This is a genomic window from Bifidobacterium sp. LH_419, from assembly GCF_056356955.1.
The window spans coordinates 1-1,922 of the sequence record NZ_JBKEVG010000029.1 but is presented as its reverse complement, the minus strand read 5'-3'; the positions used below and the strand labels follow the sequence as shown (position 1 = coordinate 1,922).

The window sequence follows — 1,922 nt, the reverse complement described above, 5'->3', positions numbered from 1 at the left end:
AAGCCCTGTCGGCGGCTCCCCCAGGCCTATCGCGGCCCCACACGTCCTTCATCGGTCCTGTCCGCCAAGGCATCCACCACTGCGCCCTCACCAGCAACACACGAAAGCGTCACCGGCGAAAACCAAATTCGCGAATACATCGGACGACACATCAACACAACATGTCAAAATGATCACAAAACGACCGAACGAACACCCAAGACAAAAAAACATCTCGGAGTCCATTCGAAATCAACAGAAACAAGAAAAAAACTCTTTCTTGCTCGCGTCCACTATCCAGTTCTCAAACCACCAACACACACCCCGACCAGCCACACCGACGACAAGCCGGCAAGCCAAGCCAGGAAGGCATCGGACCCGCACACCGGAAGGAAACACCCTCCAGGAGTGGCGGTCCGGGAACCCAAAAGCATGCCGCACCACCCACAAGAGCCACCCCCAAAAGGGACGACCCGAAAAAGCCAACGATCTCTTCCACACCAGCAACCCCGACGCAAGCGGACTATCCGCTTCGCGGGGCACACACCGGCTTCCAAACAGAAGCCTGTATTCTCCGTAGAAAGGAGGTGATCCAGCCGCACCTTCCGGTACGGCTACCTTGTTACGACTTAGTCCCAATCACGAGCCTCACCTTAGACGGCTCCACCCCCTTACGGGGTTAGGCCACCGGCTTCGGGTGCTGCCCACTTTCATGACTTGACGGGCGGTGTGTACAAGGCCCGGGAACGCATTCACCGCGGCGTTGCTGATCCGCGATTACTAGCGACTCCGCCTTCATGGAGTCGGGTTGCAGACTCCAATCCGAACTGAGACCGGTTTTCAGGGATCCGCTCCATGTCGCCATGTCGCATCCCGCTGTACCGGCCATTGTAGCATGCGTGAAGCCCTGGACGTAAGGGGCATGATGATCTGACGTCATCCCCACCTTCCTCCGAGTTGACCCCGGCGGTCCCCCGTGAGTCCCCAGCCGAACTGCTGGCAACACGGGGCGAGGGTTGCGCTCGTTGCGGGACTTAACCCAACATCTCACGACACGAGCTGACGACGACCATGCACCACCTGTGAACCCGCCCCGAAGGGAAACCACATCTCTGCGGTCGTCGGGAACATGTCAAGCCCAGGTAAGGTTCTTCGCGTTGCATCGAATTAATCCGCATGCTCCGCCGCTTGTGCGGGCCCCCGTCAATTTCTTTGAGTTTTAGCCTTGCGGCCGTACTCCCCAGGCGGGATGCTTAACGCGTTGGCTCCGACACGGGACCCGTGGAAAGGGCCCCACATCCAGCATCCACCGTTTACGGCGTGGACTACCAGGGTATCTAATCCTGTTCGCTCCCCACGCTTTCGCTCCTCAGCGTCAGTAACGGCCCAGAGACCTGCCTTCGCCATTGGTGTTCCTCCCGATATCTACACATTCCACCGTTACACCGGGAATTCCAGTCTCCCCTACCGCACTCCAGCCCGCCCGTACCCGGCGCAGACCCACCGTTAAGCGATGGGCTTTCACACCGGACGCGACGAACCGCCTACGAGCCCTTTACGCCCAATAATTCCGGATAACGCTTGCACCCTACGTATTACCGCGGCTGCTGGCACGTAGTTAGCCGGTGCTTATTCAACAGGTACACTCAACCAGAAGCCTTGCTCCCTGCTAAAAGCGGTTTACAACCCGAAGGCCGTCATCCCGCACGCGGCGTCGCTGCATCAGGCTTGCGCCCATTGTGCAATATTCCCCACTGCTGCCTCCCGTAGGAGTCTGGGCCGTATCTCAGTCCCAATGTGGCCGGTCGCCCTCTCAGGCCGGCTACCCGTCGAAGCCACGGTAGGCCATCACCCCACCGTCAAGCTGATAGGACGCGACCCCATCCCATACCAGTAAAACCCTTTCCCAACACACCATGCAGCATATTGGAACATCCGGCATT

The 1,922-nt window shown here is 58.8% G+C and carries 1 rRNA gene; it reads right to left on the bottom strand.

Features of this window, described 5'->3' with window-relative positions:
- Positions 1 to 559: 559 nt before the first annotated feature.
- Positions 560 to 1,922, bottom strand: a 16S ribosomal RNA gene (locus AC1AYX_RS10360); the annotation flags it as partial.